Origin of the sequence: Oceanobacter sp. 5_MG-2023 (assembly GCF_030548165.1) — a bacterium.
In the GTDB taxonomy this organism is placed as follows: domain Bacteria; phylum Pseudomonadota; class Gammaproteobacteria; order Pseudomonadales; family Oceanobacteraceae; genus Oceanobacter.
The window spans coordinates 39,109-56,917 of sequence record NZ_JAUORS010000005.1; the positions used below are offsets into that span (position 1 = coordinate 39,109).

The 17,809-nt window shown below is 55.3% G+C and carries 14 protein-coding genes; 5 read left to right on the forward strand and 9 right to left on the reverse strand.

The window, feature by feature from the left end:
* Positions 1-15: 15 nt before the first annotated feature.
* From Q4551_RS04875 to Q4551_RS04890, 4 genes are all read right to left on the reverse strand, one after another.
* Entirely contained in the window at positions 16-2,610 is a 2,595-nt protein-coding gene (locus tag Q4551_RS04875) for a LuxR C-terminal-related transcriptional regulator (RefSeq protein ID WP_303432105.1), read from the reverse strand.
* A 221-nt stretch (positions 2,611-2,831) separates the two neighbouring features.
* Positions 2,832-3,152 (reverse strand): Grx4 family monothiol glutaredoxin, encoded by a 321-nt coding sequence (gene grxD / locus Q4551_RS04880; protein WP_303432107.1) that lies wholly within the window; start codon positions 3,150-3,152, stop codon positions 2,832-2,834.
* 90 nt (positions 3,153-3,242) lie between these two features.
* Entirely contained in the window at positions 3,243-7,028 is a 3,786-nt protein-coding gene (locus Q4551_RS04885; protein ID WP_303432110.1) for a hydantoinase B/oxoprolinase family protein, read from the reverse strand.
* Between the two features lie 42 nt (positions 7,029-7,070).
* On the reverse strand, positions 7,071-7,712 hold the full coding sequence (locus Q4551_RS04890) for a c-type cytochrome (RefSeq protein ID WP_303432113.1): 642 nt from the start codon (positions 7,710-7,712) through the stop codon (positions 7,071-7,073).
* A 283-nt stretch (positions 7,713-7,995) separates the two neighbouring features.
* Between Q4551_RS04890 and leuS the strand changes: the two genes are divergently transcribed.
* The 4 genes from leuS (at position 7,996) to Q4551_RS04910 (ending at position 12,945) form a co-directional block, all read left to right on the forward strand.
* Complete coding sequence (leuS, locus tag Q4551_RS04895) at positions 7,996-10,575, forward strand: leucine--tRNA ligase (RefSeq protein ID WP_303432294.1); 2,580 nt, start codon at positions 7,996-7,998, stop codon at positions 10,573-10,575.
* 14 nt (positions 10,576-10,589) lie between these two features.
* Positions 10,590-11,090 (forward strand): LPS assembly lipoprotein LptE, encoded by a 501-nt coding sequence (gene lptE, locus Q4551_RS04900; RefSeq protein ID WP_303432114.1) that lies wholly within the window; start codon positions 10,590-10,592, stop codon positions 11,088-11,090.
* Positions 11,087-12,109 (forward strand): DNA polymerase III subunit delta, encoded by a 1,023-nt coding sequence (gene holA, locus Q4551_RS04905; RefSeq protein ID WP_303432116.1) that lies wholly within the window; start codon positions 11,087-11,089, stop codon positions 12,107-12,109. Before lptE ends, holA begins: the two co-directional genes overlap by 4 nt.
* Positions 12,110-12,351: 242 nt before the next feature.
* Positions 12,352-12,945 (forward strand): hypothetical protein, encoded by a 594-nt coding sequence (locus Q4551_RS04910; RefSeq protein WP_303432118.1) that lies wholly within the window; start codon positions 12,352-12,354, stop codon positions 12,943-12,945.
* Positions 12,946-13,034: 89 nt separating this feature from the next.
* Here the strand turns inward: Q4551_RS04910 and Q4551_RS04915 are convergent, their stop codons facing one another.
* Positions 13,035-13,859, reverse strand: coding sequence for a sugar nucleotide-binding protein (locus Q4551_RS04915; protein ID WP_303432120.1), 825 nt, complete (start codon positions 13,857-13,859; stop codon positions 13,035-13,037).
* Between the two features lie 27 nt (positions 13,860-13,886).
* On the reverse strand, positions 13,887-14,264 hold the full coding sequence (locus Q4551_RS04920) for a hypothetical protein (protein ID WP_303432121.1): 378 nt from the start codon (positions 14,262-14,264) through the stop codon (positions 13,887-13,889).
* 209 nt (positions 14,265-14,473) lie between these two features.
* Between Q4551_RS04920 and Q4551_RS04925 the strand changes: the two genes are divergently transcribed.
* A complete protein-coding gene (locus tag Q4551_RS04925) occupies positions 14,474-15,214 on the forward strand; it encodes a glutathione peroxidase (RefSeq protein WP_303432123.1) in 741 nt (246 codons plus the stop codon).
* 197 nt (positions 15,215-15,411) lie between these two features.
* Here Q4551_RS04925 and Q4551_RS04930 read toward each other — a convergent pair whose 3' ends face one another.
* Genes Q4551_RS04930 through mpl form a run of 3 tightly spaced genes read right to left on the reverse strand, consistent with a single transcriptional unit; the run spans position 15,412 to position 17,787 of the window.
* A complete protein-coding gene (locus Q4551_RS04930) occupies positions 15,412-15,792 on the reverse strand; it encodes a hypothetical protein (RefSeq protein ID WP_303432125.1) in 381 nt (126 codons plus the stop codon).
* Complete coding sequence (locus Q4551_RS04935; protein ID WP_303432126.1) at positions 15,785-16,420, reverse strand: flavin prenyltransferase UbiX; 636 nt, start codon at positions 16,418-16,420, stop codon at positions 15,785-15,787. Before Q4551_RS04935 ends, Q4551_RS04930 begins: the two co-directional genes overlap by 8 nt.
* Positions 16,417-17,787, reverse strand: coding sequence for a UDP-N-acetylmuramate:L-alanyl-gamma-D-glutamyl-meso-diaminopimelate ligase (mpl, locus tag Q4551_RS04940; RefSeq protein ID WP_303432127.1), 1,371 nt, complete (start codon positions 17,785-17,787; stop codon positions 16,417-16,419). Before mpl ends, Q4551_RS04935 begins: the two co-directional genes overlap by 4 nt.
* Positions 17,788-17,809: the final 22 nt, after the last annotated feature.

Here is a 17,809-nt window from a genome sequence, read left to right on the forward strand (position 1 = left end):
ATCTCCATCTGCCTGTTATAGCAGCAGCAGTTCCTTCGCCTTATTCAACGCCTGAGTGCGGTTTTTCACCCCCAGTTTGATATTGATCTTGCGGGCGTGGGTCTTGACGGTATGCAAGGAAATAAACAGCTGCGAAGCAATGTCCTGATTCGATAATCCCTCCGCAATCTTGCGTAACACATCGTGCTCCCGATCACTGAGCTGGACCCGTACCGGCTCGGTAATCGACGCTTCTGTTTCTCTGGCCGGAGCATACAACTCTGGCAGCCAGGCCTTGAAGCTCATACTGATACCTTCTTGCCGCAACTGGTGCCCGACCTGATTAAAAATATGCTGACTTTCAGCAATCTGATTACGGCCACGTAACGCCGCGGCACGAATCAGCTGAATCAACATCATGATCATTGGGCTGGAGTTACAACGCAGCCATTCATCCACTTCCGCCAGACACTCATTAAAACGGCCACAGACCAGATACAACCTGGCCTGGGTCGCGGCAGCAAAATCCGGTAATAACGGAAACACATCCGGTCGTGACAGATGCGCTACCGGCTGCCCATCCAGCAGTTCAACCAGACAGCCCTGGGCCCGATGGTGCTTGCCCTGGGAGATCCAGACATTCGCCTTTACCAGAATCAGCCAAAGATAAGTATCAGACTCAACCCCCCAGCCATGCATCAACCGTTCAACCTCATCCAGCATACCCAGAGCCCGGTGATACTCACCGTCAGCGGCGGCCATCATCGCCTGCAAACCATAGCCATAACACACAATGACATCCGCACCTTCGCGACAATAACGACTGCCCTGCTGCAACAACTCGGGCAGGGTCTCGGTTTCGCGACGAGTCACCCACAATAAAAAAGCCCGGTAGACCATCAGTCGCCCCATCGGCACAACCGGGATACGTCCGGGCTTGTCCCGTAGCAGCTGAATGCTGGCATCGACGATATCGAGGCTGAACTCCAGATGTCCCCGGTGCAGCTCGATACGCGCCTGATCAAACATGGCCAGGGCTTCCAGTGCCCAGACGCCATGCTGTCGCGCCAGTTGCATCGCCTGCCGGTTCCAGGCACGGGCATTGTCGAGGTCGGTCTCACCCAGACTCAAATACGTCAACGTACTGCACATCAGAAAACGGCTGCTGTAACGATCGCCCGGCAACCCGGCCAGCGCTTTTTTACACAAGTTCATCGCACTTTTGTGCTGTCCTTTCAGTCGCGCCTGATACCCTTGCAACGCCGCCAGGTCGGCCTCATTCAGCAACTGCCGGTGGATCAGCTGGCGCAGCATCGCGTCGGCCCGGCGCTGGCGGTGACTGACCAGCCAGGCCCAACAGGCCAACTGCATCAGCCGTGGCGACCGATTCAGCACCTGCTCCCCTGCCAGCTCACACCAATCAATCAGACCGGCAATATCCAGACTGGCCATCAATGCCTCGGCCTGGGATTCCATCCACGGCGCCAACTCTGCCACCATCGCCGTTTTCTGCGCGTGTTCCAGCGCCCGTACCGGCTGCTGATGCTCGCCGTACCAATAAAAGGCCTGTCGATGCCATTGTTCACGCTGCACTTCCGTGACCGTGGCAGCCACCAGCCGCTGGAACGGTGCCGCAATCGATACCCAGCCACTTTGCTCCAGAGGCTGCAAAAAACCATTCCGTACCAGCTCTTTAATCCCGGCACTGGCATCCTGATGATTCAATCGCCGCAACAAATCCTCACAGCCCTGTTCCAGCACCGACAGCTGCTGTAACAGCAAACGGCACTCTGCCGACTGGTCGGCGACCACGTCACTGAGCCAATAGTCCTGCAACTCAAAAACCCCCAGGCCTGGGGCCATTACATCCAGCGTGGCATAGGCCCGGACACAGGCCAGCCAGATACTCATCGCTGCCGGCCAACCGGCCAGGCGGCGATCCAGCAGTGCCCGTTCCTCCGGAGCCAGCTGCAGCCCATGCTGTTCCAGCCAGCGCTGTTGCTGTTGCCTGGTAAAGCTGAGCTGATGCATACCAACGGCCAACATGGATGGGTGCTGGAACACGGCGCAGGCACCTCGGGGAGCGCGACGGGTCGCCAAAGCAAGGAAACAAGACTCAGAAGCCCGCCGGATCAGAAGCTGAACCAGTTGCCAGCCAGTGGCATCAAGGTTCTGCAGGTTATCGATACACAAACACAGCGGCCGGTCGATCAGCGCCAACCAGTTGAGCAGAATGGATTCCAACTGCTCGACAGCAAAGGTCGGAGGTTCCTCCAGAGGCCAGCAACGCCGCGCCAGCGCCATCGCTTCTGCCGACCCATCACCGGCCAATAATGCCTGCAGCAACAAGGCGGCATCATCCGTCACTTCACAATTGAACCAGAGGACATTCAGCCCTTGCCCCTGCCAGCGCTGATACCACTCCAGCAGATATTGCGTCTTGCCAAAACCCGCCGGGGCATGAATCCACACCAATCCTGGTGCCGCCATATCCAGCGCATAATCGAGACGTTTGATAGATGGAGACAAGGACAAGGGAGGACGTCGCCGGGCCAGTAACAGCGGAGACGCAAGAATATCCACTAACGGTGCAAGTGATGTGTTATCGGAATAGTGTTCAGAAGCTGACATAACGGACTGCTGTGACCATTTGCAGCATTATGGCGAGTTTTGTCGACGTACAGCAACCGCCGTCAACTGCAATGCAAACCATCGCGCCACGTTTGATAACGTGGGCCAACGCTCTCCAGCGACAGCAGCAGCCATGCAGACGAGCAACAACGCAAGCACGTCATGGCGAATGGCGGCAAGCACAACCGGTGCGAAGCCGAGCGGCTTCGCACTCGTAACGATCAGGACTCTGCCGCTGCTTCGTCAAGCAGAGCTTTTAATTCGCCCTTTTCAAACATCTCGGTGATGATATCGCAACCACCGACCAACTCACCCTTAACCCACAACTGGGGAAAGGTTGGCCAATTGGCATACTTGGGCAAATTGGTGCGAATTTCCGGGTTGGACAGAATATCGACATACGCGAACTTCTGGCCACACTCCATCACGGCCTGCACTGTGCGGGCCGAGAAGCCACACATGGGCTGATTGGGTGAACCCTTCATGTACAGCAGAATATCGTTGCTTGCGATCTGGTCTTTGATTACTTCCATAATATCCATGGTGACAAATCTCTCATCAGGTGAATAAGGTGAATAAACAGCGGCCAGATTACCACAATCCTGACTAATCCCGACAGCCGCACTTGGGTTTTAGAGTCCAGCCACTGGCACAGTGGCGGTACCGTAACCACCACCACCCGGTGTATGAATCGCCAAGGTATCGTTCTCTTGCAACTCCAGTCGGGCACAACCGGCAACAGGCAATACCGATAGCGGTTCTCCGGCGGCGGTACGACCGCGCATCACCAGATTGACTCCGCAACGACCGGCATCCCCCCCCTGAATCCCGAAAGGGGCTACCTGGCGGCGGCCACTGATAATATTGGCGGTCATCGGTTCGAGAAAACGGATATGCCGCTCAACGCCCATGCCGCCCGGGTATTGGCCAGCGCCACCCGAGCCACGGCGTAAATGAAAGTGATCCAGCACCACCGGGTAACGTTGCTCCAGCACTTCCGGGTCGGTCAGCCGTGAGTTGGTCATATGACTGTGCACTGCGCTGGCACCGGCTCCCGAAGCACTGCCACCGGCGCCACCACACAAGGTTTCGTAATACTGGTAACGTTTGTTACCAAAGGTCAGATTGTTATTGGTGCCCTGACAGGCCGCCATCAGCTGCAGTGCGCCCATCAAGGTATCAACCAGATACTGGGCGGTTTCGACATTGCCGGAGACCACTGCCGCCGGATAGCAAGGGGCAATAATCGATGCCTCCGGTACCCGAATGGTTAACGCCCGGAACAGGCCAGCATTCAGCGGAATCGGCCGAGCCACCAGCACCCGGAATACATACAACACGGCAGCTCGGACCACGGATGTGGGCGCGTTAAAGTTGCCCGGATGCATGGCCTGGTCCGGCCGATAACCGGTGCCGGTAAAGTCAATCAGGGCACTGCGCGCCTGCTGATCAACCTTGATCGTTACCGCAAAGCGGGTGCCATCATCCATCCGCTGCTCGAACTGCCCCGATGGCAACTGGGCCAAACACGCTCTCAGAGTATCTTCGGCATTGTCGAGCACATGGCCCATGTATTGATGTACCCGTTCCCGACCATAACGCTGACAAAGACGCGCCAGCTCTCGGGCACCGGTTTCACAAGCCGCCAGCTGGGCCTTCAGGTCGGCCATATTCTGCGCTGGGTTACGCGCCGGGTAACGGCCGTTCGTCAGCACATCCAGCATTGAATCCGTCTGCAATACCCCGTGTCGCATCAGCAACAGGTTATCGATCAGTACACCTTCTTCCTCAATATGCTGGCTATTGGCGGGCATCGATCCTGGGGTTATGCCACCGATATCAGCATGATGACCACGAGCCGCCACAAAAAAATCCGCCATTCCGGAACAGTTACCGTCAATAAAAACCGGTTTGACGACGGTGATATCTGGTAGATGTGTGCCTCCTTCATAGGGCGAATTCAGCACGAAGGCATCCCCCGCTTCCATTTCCGGGTGGCGACGGACGACGGCCAGCACGCTGTCACTCATGGAGCCAAGGTGCACCGGAATATGAGGCGCATTGGCAATCAGTTCAGCATGACGGTCAAAGATGGCGCAGGAGAAATCCAGCCGTTCCTTGATATTGACGCTGCTGGCGGTTTTTTCCAGCACCAGCCCCATCTGCTCTGCGGCGGCCATAAACAGGTTATTAAAGACTTCCAGTTGTACCGGATCCGCCTTGGATGGTTCCGGGTCAGGCAGTGCCATATCCGATAGCGGCACGGATAGGAGCGCCTGTTTCTGCACGGTATCTGGCATCTTTTCCAGTACCAGTGCGCCGCTGGCAATCACCTTGCACACCCAACCCGGCTCAACGATCAACGTGCTGTTACTGTCGGTCAAGAGCAGTGGCCCGGCAGCACAAAAGCCACCGGGCAAACGGGCGCGAGGATAGACAGTGACCGGCTGCCGACCATCAGCAAAGACCATGTCGATGGTGGCCAATGGCTCGGGAGTGGCCCTGGCTGTCGGCAGCAACCGGGGTAATGGTTCACCGGGCTGAATACGTTCCAGCTGAATGGCGTCACAGATCAAGGCCTGATCCGCAGCCGCAAACCCGAACAGTTGCCGGTGTCGGGCAGTAAATTCGGCGGTCATCTTGTCTGGCGTAGCCAGCGTTACCAACAAGGGCGTATCGGCACCCTGGTAACGCAGATAAGCACGCCACTGATCCGTCACCCCGGCAGAATCCGGTAACGCTTGTCGGGCTTGATCGCTTAATTGCTGACAAACCCGTTCACGAACGGTGTCCATCTCGGCCAGTACCACTTCGACCGGCTGTTCTCCCAGCCAACGCTGATCCGCAACACCAATACCATAAGCGGACAATACCCCAGCCATCGGGTGCAGGTAGACCTGTGTCACGCCCATTGCCTCTGCCACCTGACAGGCGTGTTGGGCGCCGGCACCACCAAAGGCAACCAAGGCGTAGTCCCGTACATCATAGCCGCGCTGTACCGAGATTTTTTTGGCGGCACTGGCCATATTATCAACGGCGATGGCCAGAAAACCCTGCGCCAGTGATTCTGCGGTCTGCACTTGCCCGGTCTGCTGACTCACTTCAAGTGCCAACTGTTGAAACTGTTGCCGGACGCTGTCCACATCCAGGGGTAAATCCTGATTCGGCCCAAACAAACTGGGAAAATACTGTGGCTGGATACGCCCCAGCAAAACATTGCAATCGGTGACGGTTAACGGCCCACCATTACGATAACAAGCCGGCCCCGGATTGGCACCGGCAGACTCCGGTCCGACCTGTAACCGACCGTCAGCAAACTTGACGATGGAACCACCACCAGCCGCCACAGTATGAATATTCATCATCGGCACCCGCAAACCGACACCGGCAATACGGGTGCTGGTCTCGCGCTCCAGCTCACCGGCAAAATGGCTGACATCCGTTGAGGTGCCACCCATATCAAAACCGAGCAGGCGCTCAAATCCATCGGCACTGGCGGTACGTACCATGCCCACCACACCACCGGCCGGACCAGACAAAACGGCATCCTTGCCGGATAACAAGGCCGCCGCTGCCAGGCCACCATTCGACTGCATCAATGACAACGTCGCATCCGGGCAAATCGCCTGCAGCTGCTGTTCAACATGTATCAGATAACGCTGTAATACCGGCGTCAGATAGGCATCTGCCAGAGTGGTTTCGCCTCGGGCGACCAGTTTGATCAGTGGGCTGACCTGATGGGACAGGGAGATTTGTTCAAAGCCCAGCGCCAGCGCCAGTTCCGCCAGTGCCAGTTCATGCTGCGGGTATTTGTAAGCGTGCATCAGCACCACGGCGACCGCACGAATACCGTTGTCCCTGGCTTCCTGCAGTTGCACACGGGCAGCGTCCAGGTCCAGCGGCCAGTCAACCTGACCACTGGCCAATATCCGCTCTGGCACTTCGTACACCGCCTGATACAACGGCTCGGGTTGTTCGATGGCAACGGCAAACAGATCTGGGCGGGTTTGATAGCCAATCTGCAACTGGTCGCGCAGGCCACGACTGATGAACAGCGCCACCGCCGCCCCCTTGCGCTCCAGCAGTGCATTGGTGGCGACCGTAGTACCCATTTTTACTTGACCAATAAGACGCCCCTGGTCTGGATAAAGCGCCAATAACTGACGAATGCCTTCAATCGCGGCATCGTCATAATGATCCGGATTTTCAGACAGCAATTTGTGCGTCACCAGTTGACCGTCCGGGCGTAACGCCACCAGATCGGTAAAGGTGCCACCACGATCAACCCAGAATTGCCAACGACGGGCAGAGGAACATAAGGCAGAAGAATCAATGGGAGAATGTGTCATGGCGAGGTCACTGGTCTGTCGGGCAGACCAGTCTAGCAGAGCAGCCAGCGGGCGAGAAAATCTTCGCATAACCCGGTATCCGGTTATGCGAAGTCGGACTGCTGTTAATAATCAGGGCATATGGGTCACATACGCTGCCAGGTCTTTTAATTGCTGCTCGGTCAGATTCTGGACCACACCAATCATTGGCGATGTTTTCCGATCCACATTCTTGTTCTTGAAGTTCAGCAGGGTTGTTTCCAGAAACTCATAAGGCTGGCCTGCAATCCGGGGATAGTCGCGGGAACCATGACCCGATTTTCCATGACAGACATAGCACACCGCCTCAAACAGCGCCTTGCCCTCAGGGGAAGACGCAACCGGTGCCTCTCTTTCCATAACCGGGCGATTGGCAAAGTACAGCGCGATCGCGACCCGATCCGAATCGCTGATCTGCCCGGCCAGCTTGCTCATCACATAGTCCTTGCGCTCGCCGCTGGCGAAGTGCTCAAACTGGGTAAACAGATAGGACGGATTCTGGCTGGCCAGATTGGGAATATATGTCCGGGTACTATTGCCATCCTTGCCGTGACAGGAAAAGCACAAGGTACCGCGATATTCTCCCTGCTGAATAGCAGCTTTCAGTGCTACCGGGTCTTGTTGGATACGAGCCATATCGGCCAACAATTCGTCAACAGTCTCCGCCTGCACAGAGACGGACAACAGCCCCAACGACAGGAGCAAACACAGTACAGGTTGGATGATATTTTTCATTGCCATAACAGTCCCAGTGATGATCCGATAAAATACCGATCCGGCTGCGTTGCTCCAACCCCTGAATGGGCTGTTTTGCCAGTTTGTCGGACAGCTACTGACCTGAGTCAACAGGTCTATTGGAGCACGGTCGTTCAGAATACGTCGAACGCGACATTGTCACGCATTGTCCTCTGGCCCAATCAACAGACTCCGCGGTTCAGTCGGTGTTCGCGCCGGGCGCATTCGGTTAAACTCCCTTTCCTACTTTCCCAATCACGTACCCGACGTCAAAACCAACATGATGCAAGAGACTTACGCTCCCCACGACATTGAACCCGCTGTCCAGCAACAGTGGCAAGAAAATCAGGTATTCCGCGCAGTGGCCGATGCCAGCAAAGAAAAATTCTACTGCCTGTCAATGTTCCCCTACCCCAGCGGCCGACTGCACATGGGTCATGTCCGTAACTACACCATCGGTGACGTCATCTCCCGCTACCAGCGCATGCTAGGCAAGAATGTGATGCAACCAATGGGTTGGGACGCCTTTGGTCTGCCTGCAGAAAATGCCGCCATCAAACACCAGGTCGCGCCAGGCAAGTGGACCAAAGAAAATATCGCCTACATGAAAACCCAGCTGAAATCGCTGGGTTTTGGTTACGACTGGGAACGTGAAATTGCCACTTGTGACCCGGATTACTACCACTGGGAACAATGGTTTTTCACCCAGTTAATTGAAAAAGACCTGGCGTACAAAAAAGTATCCGCGGTCAACTGGTGCCCTCACGACCAGACCGTACTGGCAAACGAACAGGTGATCAGCGGTTGCTGCTGGCGTTGTGACACCCCGGTTGAGCGCAAGGAAATTCCACAGTGGTTTATCCGCATCACCGCCTACGCAGAAGAACTGTTGGCCGATCTCGACCAGCTGGATGGCTGGCCAGATCAGGTCAAAGCCATGCAACGCAACTGGATTGGCAAATCCCGTGGCATACAGCTGACGTTTGGTCTGCAAGGCCGGGACGATGAGCTGGAAGTATATACCACCCGTCCGGACACCCTGATGGGTGTCAGTTATCTTGCCGTAGCTGCAGGCCACCCGTTGGCACGTGAAGCCGCGGCCCACAATCCGGAGCTGGCAGCCTTTATTGAAGCCTGCAATAAAGCCGGTACCGCCGAAGCCGACGTCGCCACCAAGGACAAACAGGGTCTGAAAACCGGTTTCAGTGCCATCCATCCCCTGACCGGCCAAACGGTCGACATCTGGGTCGCCAACTTTGTCCTGATGGAATTTGGCACCGGCGCGGTTATGGCCGTTCCTGCCCATGATCAGCGCGACTTTGAATTTGCCACCCAATACGGCATTGATATCAAACAGGTGATTGCCGCCAACGAGGGCGATGCAATCGACCTCAGTCAGGCTGCCTATACCGAAAAAGGCACCCTGATCAATTCCGGTGAATTTGATGGCCTCAACTTCGAACAGGCGTTCGATGCCATCGCCGCCAAACTGGCCGAGCTTGGCAAAGGCACAGTCACCACCAATTATCGCCTGCGTGACTGGGGTGTCAGCCGCCAGCGTTATTGGGGTTCGCCCATTCCGATCATCCGTACCGAAAACGGCGAATCAGTGCCAGCACCGGCTTCCATGTTGCCCGTGATCCTGCCTACCGATGTGGTGATGGATGGTGTGAACTCTCCCATCAAGAATAATCCGGCATTCGAAAACATCGAGTTCAACGGTGCTCCTGCTTTCCGTGAAACCGATACCTTCGACACCTTTATGGAGTCGTCCTGGTACTACGCCCGCTACTGCTCGCCCAAGGCCGACCAGATGCTTGACCCGACCGAAGCCAACTACTGGTTACCGGTAGACCAATACGTCGGTGGTATCGAACACGCCATTTTGCATTTGTTGTACGCCCGCTTCTTCCACAAGCTGCTGCGTGATGCCGGCCTGGTTGATAGCGATGAGCCTTTCAAAAGCCTGCTCTGCCAGGGCATGGTTCTGGCGGACGCCTATTACTACACCAACCCCAATGGCGGCAAGGAATGGGTCAATCCGCTGGAAGTCACCGTTGAGCGTGATGAAAAAGGCCGCATGATCGCCGCCAAACGCACCGCCGACGGGCTGGAATTACAACATTCCGGCATGAGCAAGATGTCCAAGTCCAAAAACAACGGCGTCGACCCACAAGAAGCCATCAACCAATACGGTGCCGATACCGTCCGCCTCTACACCATGTTTGCAGCGCCCCCGGAGCAAACACTGGAATGGTCAGACTCCGGCGTCCAGGGTTCCCAGAAATTCCTTCAGCGGGTATGGCGTCTGGCCTTCGAGCTGCAGCAACTCGACCCGGTCGAAGTGGCAGCCGTTACCTTGAGCAAGTCCGACAAGGACGCCCGTCGCAAGCTGCACGAAACCATTGCCAAGGTGTCCGATGACATTGGTCGCCGTTACAACTTCAATACTGGCATTGCGGCCATCATGGAGTTGATGAAGACCCTGACCAAACTCGACCTTGCGGTTGAGTCCAGCCGTGCTGTGGCTGCCGAAGCCATGGACGCGGTGATTCGTATGCTCAGCCCGATGGCGCCGCATATTACCCAGGCACTCTGGGTTGCCTTCGGCAACGAAGGGCTGGTGATTGATGCCAGCTGGCCAGTGGTTGATGAATCCGCACTGGTTGCCGATACCATTCAGGTCGTTGTGCAGGTAAACGGTAAGTTACGCGCCAAACTGGATGTCAGTGCCACGATCGGCAAGGATGAATTGCAGGCTCAGGCCATGGCTGACGAAGCAGTCCAGAAGCAGCTGGAAGGCAAAACGGTACGTAAGGTGATTGTTGTACCCGGCAAGCTGGTCAATATCGTCGCGAACTGAACAGGCACACTATCTTGAGCTATTTTCGTCGGCCATACAGCCTCCTGCCGTTGCTACTGACCTTGCTGGTCAGTGGTTGCGGCTGGCAACTGCGCGGGGCTTACCAGCCTCCCGCAGACACCACCGTCCTGATGTTGCAGAGCCAGGCCAGCAACCTGTTTAACCAGCGCCTGCAACAGGCATTGGAAAATCAGGGCTGGCTATTGGTCAGTCATGGTGACAGCGCCCAGGCCGTGCTGGACATCCAATCCTTCACGATCAGTCGCCGCACCCTGACGATTAACAGTGAAGGCCAGGTGGCGGAATACCAACTGGAAGCCGAACTTCAGGGACGGCTGGTCACTTCGACCGATGCTGCCGACCCCATCACGCTGTCAACCCAATCCTGGTTTGACAATGACGTCACCCGGGTGATTGCCACCGATCTGGAAGAAGACGCCACTCGTGAGCGCCTCACCGAGCGTATGGTGGAACTATTGCTGATCCGTCTTCAGCACATTCGGAGCGACTCTTGAAGCTGCATAGCAACCAGCTACTCGCACATCTGGGCAAGCCCTTGCTACCGGTGTATCTGGTATCTGGTGATGAACCCTTGCTGGTGATGGAAGCCTGCGACCAGATTCGGGCCGCCGCCCGGCAGCAAGGTTTTGAGGAGCGCCAGCTTTTTCATGCAGAAGCCGGGTTCGACTGGAGCCAGCTCCGGGATGAAGCCGATGCCATGTCATTGTTTGCCAGTCGCCGAATATTGGAAATCCGGATTCCCAATGGCAAACCCAGCGATAAGGGCGATACCCTCAAAGCCTTGTTACAACGACCCAATCCCGACAACCTGCTGCTGATTATCTGCCCACGTCTCGACAGCAAGTCACAAAATACCGCCTGGCACAAAGCCGTCGACAAGCACGGCGCGCTGGTGCAAATCTGGCCGATTGAACGCAACCAGTACGCTGGCTGGCTACGCCATCGCCTGCAGCAAGCCGGCTTGCAGGCCGACCCGACCGCGATCGCGTTGCTGGCCCACCAGACCGAAGGCAACCTGCTGGCTGCGGTACAAGAGATAGAAAAGCTGCGCATGAGTGGTGCGAGCCGTATTACAGAAGACTTGTTGCTGGACGCACTGGGAGACAATGCCCGCTTCACGGCGTTTGGCTTTGCTGATGCCTGCCTCGATGGCAGTGTCCAGGATGCCAGCCGGATTCTGTCGCATTTGCGCGCAGAGGGGGTTGAAGTGCTCTCCATTCTCGGAGCCTTGACCCATAAAATTCGCCAGCTGCTCACCCTCTCTGGCAAGACCGGCCAAGCCCTGGCAGAAGCGTTCAAGCAAGCACGGGTCTGGCCACGGCAACAAGGCAGCTACAAGACAGCACTCTCCCGACTGACGCGGCAAGAGCTACAGCAAGCACTGATCATCGCCGCCAAAGTGGACGCTGCTGCCAAAGGCCAGGGGGGCAATGCCTGGTTGCTGATGAGTGAACTGACACTTTTGGTCACTTCGACCCAACTGTTTTGTCCTCCCCGTTTGGGACAGAGTTAACAGCACACCCTCCGACCAACGCACAGTTTCCCGCTATTCAAGCTGCCATACTGATGTTCGTTGGGAGTTGACAAGACGTTGTCAGAAATAAAGGCCGTCGACAAATGCTCACTCTGGCTTGATCACTGACAATTTTTGTCCACAAAATACAAAATGCGGCATATTAGTCTGCCCCGTTACCGAAAAATCTAGTAACGTTGGGCCCATACGTTAAACTGCATATTACTCGTAAGGTATACAGGATGAATTCTGTGAAACAACAACGTAACGCGGACCTGGTGTGGGATCTTCAAAAAATCCACCAGCACAAGCGGGCCGTCAATTTTGTCAAACAGTTCGAGAACCACTTCTGTGTGTTCTCTTCTTCCGTGCGTCAGCTTTATACCAACTACAATGTCTTCTTCCCTGAAGAAGCACATCGCCAGCTGGTGATCCTGCCGGACCCTTATGCATTCCACGATACGTTTAACCACCTGAATCCAACCGCGGTACAATCCACCGGCTTGCACGTGATTCCCGGCAACCTGATTGGCAAAAGTGGTTTGTATCTGATTATTTCTCACCGGGATAAAAACGTACGCTCAGTCCCTATTCCTTTCCAGGAAGGCATTCGACAGATTCTGCGGCGCTCCAATAGCGAAGATCCGTTCTTGCCAGTACTGATGAAAGGCGATCTGCGCGAGTTTAACGATCAGCTGCCTTGTCTCCATCTGCACCGCCTGCGGCTGAATGAATTACAATCCCTGTCATCTCTCGATCGCGAAAGTATCCGCACGGTTATCACCGACAAGCTGATGACGCTGTATCAGGAATCCAGTGCCCTGAATCTGTCATAAGTCTGATGTGATTGAGTCAGGAGACATAAAAAAACAGGCCCGCTGGCCTGTTTTTTTATGTCTGACAGCCACCGCATTCCTGCGATATATCATGCTGCCCGATAATAACGCCGTACCAGACGCCCCAACCCGGTTCGCCATGGCTTGCGCTTGATCCCGAAGGTGTGGAACAGTCGTGCAACATCGCCGTTTGGAGTCCAGATAGCGGGCGATATTCCATCGCTGTGTTCTATCAAGCGGGCACAAGACAAGTCTTCAAACTGCCCGGCTTCAGCCAGCAGGGCTTCGGCAAAGGCGTAGGATGTCACCGGCTCGACACCACAAAAATGGTACGTCCCCCACAACTCATCGCTACAGTCCGCTTGCTTCAGCATCGCCAGTAATACACTGGCAATATCATCATCCGGTGTCGGACTGAAGGTACGCTGATCATCAACTTCAATCTGACCACTGTCGCGGATACGGGTCAGCAAGGCATGAGCAAAGTCCCCGGCCTGTACCGAAAACGTCTGGCCCACCCGTAAGATCAGGTGTCGGCGACATTGGCGGATTCGTTGCTCCACTTCTTGCAGGAGCATACCCAACTCAGACGAACTGTACTGCTCGTCTGACTCTGAAAACCGATGCGAATCGTCGGCGGCAAACAATGCCAGTGACGATACCAGCACCACCGGCGCATCATGCTTGTCTGCCAGATCGACCCAGGCCAGCACCTCACTCAGATCACCGGGATGATACAGCGACGGCACCAGCACAAAAAACGGCTGGCCAGTCGACTGCACCGACAGGCGCTCCTGCCGTTCAATCGCCAGGCCCTTGTAAACATAGTTTTCTGCTGCCAGCGCCCTGGTCAGACACTGACCAATCGAGCGGTCTGCACCAATCACATAGCTGTAAAAAGGATTTACCGACAAACCTGTGACTCCCCGCCCATTGCGTTATTACTGGTATTGCAACGACAGTCGCTGCAATTCATTTGTATTACTCAAAGCATCCTGTTTGCAAGCAAACAGGCGCACATCATTCAACCCGATCAGCAGCACAAACCCGCCCTCCAGACCGACATAACCCGCCCGGTATTCCAGAATCAGGGGCGAGCAATCAGGCAAACACGCCTCTGCTGTCAGGGCCACGCTACGGATCAGGCCATTCCCCAAAGGATCTTGCAGGGCATCCAGATGGCGATACAAAGCCAACCCATCACAACTGATGGTCAGAACACAACCATTTAACAGGGTCGCGGCATCCACACAGGTACCATTCGCCAGCTGAGTAACATGACTCGAGACAATCAGATCCGAACTGGTTTCTATCAACATACGGTTCACCATAACATGACGGCCAAGCCGCTATCATACGTCAAAGTGATACGCGAAAAGCGATGAAAGCAGATAGCGCATCTGGATCATGAAAAAACAAACCAATGAACTTTTATAACCAAAAAGAACATACCATACTGACCAGACAGTGCTAAACATGATCCAGACAGACATTATCCGCTTGTGAACATCCAGCTCAAGGAGCAACCATGACTACATTGATCAACAAAGAAGGCCAGCCAGTACCATCCGTCAGCTGGCCCGCCCGTGTCGGCGATGACTGGGTACAAATCTCCAGTGATGATATTTTCAAAGATCGTACCGTTGTTGTTTTTTCACTACCCGGTGCTTTCACGCCAACCTGCTCCAGCACACACTTGCCTCGCTATAATGAACTGGCCAGCGTGTTTCAGGCCAACGGTGTTGATGAAATCATCTGTATCAGTGTCAACGATACCTTTGTTATGAATGCCTGGGCTGCCAATCAGGAAGCAGGCAACATTCGCATGATTGCCGACGGTAACGGTGAGTTCACCTCAGGTATGGGGATGCTGGTCGACAAGAATGACATCGGCTTTGGCAAACGCAGCTGGCGTTACAGCATGCTGGTGAAAAACGGCATCATCGAAAAAATGTTTATTGAACCACAAAAGCCAGGCGACCCGTTTGAAGTGTCCGATGCGGATACCATGCTTGACTATATCAATGCCGATGCGGCAAAACCCAAATCGGTAGCACTCTTCACCAAACCGGGATGTTCTTTCTGTGCCCGTGCCAAGGGTGCACTGGAAGCGGCCGGTATGGATTACGAAGAAATCGTTATGGGCACCGATGCCAGCATTGTGTCGTTGCGGGCGATTACTGGCAACGAAACCGTGCCACAGGTGTACATTGGTGGTGAGCACATCGGTGGTTCGGATGAGCTGATCAAATACCTGTCTGGCAAATAGGCCGGCGATCAACAACCTGCAAGGCTGCCACCAGCCAGTCTTGTGGGTTGTGTATCTTGTTGATTGTCTTGATTAGTTGTTAGTTGTTAGTTGTTAGTTGTTAGTTGTTAGTTGTTAGTTGTAGCTTGATGGTTCTGTTTGATGGTTGCGACCAGTCAAAAGGCCGATAACAATCGGCCTATCACACTCTTTTCCGCTTATTCCCCAGCTTTATCAGCCTCTGGCTGCCCGTGTCCCAGCGTCTCCCGACACGCAACCGGTCGGTTTTTACTATCAACCAGGATACCGGCCACTTCATGACCATTGGTGGGTCGCAGCAATAAATAGCCATCCACACAGAAGGCTTCTTTTCCGGATGCCTTGTGCGATACCTTGACGTCATAACCCGGCTCCAGAGACATCAGCACAAACTCATCGATACGGGCCCTGTCAGTCGTTGAGGGATGTTTGACAAAACCGTAATACTCCATCGCCAGTACAGCCAGGATGACACCGGCAACAAAGCCGATTAATGCCCAGCGGGTCATGTCCGGCGGCTCGACCGCCTGTTGATTTGATTCGTTATTGGCTTCAGTCACCGGGTACTTCTCCTGGCTGGTAAGTTGCTCCCCACAGCGGCATCAGCGACTGGGGTATATTAAGTTGATTAAGAATACGGGCGACCACAAAATCAATCAGATCCTGCACCGATTGTGGCTGATGGTAAAACCCCGGACTGGCCGGCAAAATCGTCGCCCCCATACGTTTCAGGGTCAGCATATTATTAAGATGAATCTCTGAGTACGGGCTTTCCCGTGGCACCAGAATCAGTTGGCGGCCCTCTTTTAATGCCACATCAGCCGCCCGCTCAATCAGGTTATCACTGGCACCCACCGCAATCGCAGACAATGTACCGGTACTGCACGGACAAATCACCAGCGTGCCCGGCTGGCCAGAGCCAGAGGCCCAGGGGGACATCCAGTCATCACGGCCAAAGACGCGCAAACGTTGCTCGTCCACCTGAAAATATTGCTGTAACACCCGGGCCTGTCCTTGAGGCCGGCCCGGTAATTGTAATTCGGTCTCGGTTGCCATCACCAGCAAGGCCGCCTTCGAAAAGATCAGATCTACCGGCTGATCAGCGGCCAGCAGCACTTCGATCAACCGCAAGGTGTAGGGCGAACCGGAAGCACCGGTCACCGCGATACAGATACGACGTTCTGTCACGAGGGAGTACTCTCGGCTTGTTGTGTTAGCCAACGGGCAAAGCGGGCAGGCAAGCCGGAAAAGCCCCCGTTGGACATAAATACCACGCGGTCACCCGACTGCACGTGCTGCTGCAAATGCGCCAACAACGCCTCGGTACCATGGAAGCACTGCCCTTGTGACTCAGGCAAACGCTCAGCCAAACTCCATCCCTGTCCTTCCGCTTCCAGCCAGAAAGAGAGATCAGCGTCAGCCACCGCAGGCAGCAGGGTATCCTTGTGCAACCCCATTTTCATGGTATTGGAGCGCGGTTCAAGCACCGCAATCAAACGACCAGCAGCAGGCATGGCGGCTCTGGCTCCAGCCAGTGTGGTCTTGATGGCTGTCGGATGGTGAGCAAAATCGTCATACACACTCACCTGACCGGTATCAGCCAGGCATTCCATCCGTCGTCGCGGCAAGCGGAACGACGCCAGCGCCTCTAATGCCTGCTCTGAACGCACCCCCATATGCCGGGCTGCCAACACCGCCGCACAGGCGTTATTCACATTGTGATCACCGTTCAAGGTCCATTGAACCTGACCCAGACACTGCTCACCCTGCCACAGCGAGAACTCACCGCCATCCTCCCGCTGTTTGCGGACATGCCAGCCAGTCGGCTCACCAAAGCGTTCAACGTCACTCCAGCAGCCTTGCGCCAACACCCGCTCCAGTGCGGGTTCGAAGCGCGGTAATATAATCCGTCCAGAGGCCGGAACCAGTCGTACCAGATGATGAAACTGGCGTTCGATGGCGGCCAGGTTGTCAAAGATATCCGCATGGTCAAATTCCAGATTGTTCATGATCACAGTGCGTGGCAGGTAGTGAACAAATTTGGAGCGCTTGTCAAAAAAGGCGGTATCGTATTCATCCGCTTCAATCACAAAAAACGGACTGTCACCCAAGCGCGCAGATACCGGAAAATTCCCGGGTACGCCACCGATCAGAAATCCCGGAGCCATGCCGGCACATTCAAGAATCCAGGCCAGCATACTGGCCGTTGAGGTTTTGCCATGTGTGCCCGCAACTGCGGCGACCCAGCGCCCTTGCAACAAGTGCTGGTTCATCCATTGCGGACCGGAGCAATAGGGAAGCCCCCGTTCCAGCACATATTCGACCGATGGATTGCCTCGCGACATGGCGTTACCAATAATCACCAGATCGGTATCCACAGGAATCGCCGCAGGATCAAAGCCTTCAATCAGCTCGATACCCGCTGCCGCCAGTTGTTCACTCATCGGCGGATACACTCCATGATCGCTGCCCGACACCTGATGCCCGAGCGCTTTGGCCAACTGCGCCAGCGACCCCATAAAGGTGCCACAAATTCCCAAAATATGAACACGCATGGCCAACTACCCCTGCAAACTA

Excerpts from the sequence above, each read along its gene's own strand:
- Q4551_RS04885 (WP_303432110.1), bottom strand. The coding sequence starts at position 7,028 with ATGCGAAGATTTTCTCGCCCGCTGGCTGCTCTGCTAGACTGGTCTGCC.
- Q4551_RS04910 (WP_303432118.1), top strand. The coding sequence starts at position 12,352 with ATGAATTCTGTGAAACAACAACGTAACGCGGACCTGGTGTGGGATCTT.
- leuS (WP_303432294.1), top strand. The coding sequence starts at position 7,996 with ATGCAAGAGACTTACGCTCCCCACGACATTGAACCCGCTGTCCAGCAA.
- Q4551_RS04920 (WP_303432121.1), bottom strand. The coding sequence starts at position 14,264 with ATGTTGATAGAAACCAGTTCGGATCTGATTGTCTCGAGTCATGTTACT.
- Q4551_RS04925 (WP_303432123.1), top strand. The coding sequence starts at position 14,474 with ATGACTACATTGATCAACAAAGAAGGCCAGCCAGTACCATCCGTCAGC.
- mpl (WP_303432127.1), bottom strand. The coding sequence starts at position 17,787 with ATGCGTGTTCATATTTTGGGAATTTGTGGCACCTTTATGGGGTCGCTG.
- grxD (WP_303432107.1), bottom strand. The coding sequence starts at position 3,152 with ATGGATATTATGGAAGTAATCAAAGACCAGATCGCAAGCAACGATATT.
- Q4551_RS04875 (WP_303432105.1), bottom strand. The coding sequence starts at position 2,610 with ATGTCAGCTTCTGAACACTATTCCGATAACACATCACTTGCACCGTTA.
- Q4551_RS04890 (WP_303432113.1), bottom strand. The coding sequence starts at position 7,712 with ATGAAAAATATCATCCAACCTGTACTGTGTTTGCTCCTGTCGTTGGGG.